Genomic DNA, 686 nt, shown 5'->3' with positions numbered 1-686 from the left:
AATCAATTTTGTGAATACAACATGGTTAATATCTGTTGCTGTTCATTTACAACTTCCCAATATGTAACTTATTGACTGGATAATCATGATCGCAAGATCAAATCTAATCCGGTATTACCTTCTTATGGTGGTTTTACCGAGGGTGTTCACCTCTTCCCATACCGAACAGAGTAGTTAAGCCCCTCATGGCCGATGGTACTGCACAACAATGCGGGAGAGTAGGTAGCTGCCATATTTATTACAAAACCCCTTGCATTCACTTGTAAGGGGTTTTGCTATTTATGAGAGCCTACTTTTTTCATAACCTTATTACACTGCTCTAACGCCTTTAACCAGGCTTCTAACAGTAACAACGCAGGCACACAGGCTCTAACTAATCACAACACACGAAGCCCTGCAAACAACGCCACTTCAATGTTGGCACACCCCGAATACTAGTCATCCTTAACCGGTACAGTACTCAAAACAAGAAGTTCTTCTAAATATGTTCTCAGCTGATTGTCAGAATAAAATCTGAAAAATAACTAGGAATAAATTTGGTGAAATATAAAAATCACTTACCTTTGCAACCCCAACGAAACGGGGGTCAGCGAAGAAGGGCTGAGAGGCTCTGAAGTAACTGATAAAGATCTTTGAAAGTTTGGAAAGCAATAGCACATAAATGTTGAATTTATGGTAGATTCTGA

General features: G+C 39.5%; 1 rRNA gene. It reads left to right on the top strand.

Going from position 1 to position 686, the window contains the following annotated elements:
• The first annotated feature begins 123 nt into the window (after positions 1-123).
• A 5S ribosomal RNA gene (gene rrf / locus P2W70_RS30570) occupies positions 124-235 on the top strand.
• The last annotated feature ends 451 nt before the right edge of the window (positions 236-686 follow it).

The sequence above is a fragment of the Paraflavitalea pollutisoli genome, assembly GCF_029360705.1.
Taxonomy (GTDB): domain Bacteria; phylum Bacteroidota; class Bacteroidia; order Chitinophagales; family Chitinophagaceae; genus Paraflavitalea; species Paraflavitalea pollutisoli.
This window is presented reverse-complemented; position numbering and strand designations above follow the sequence as displayed.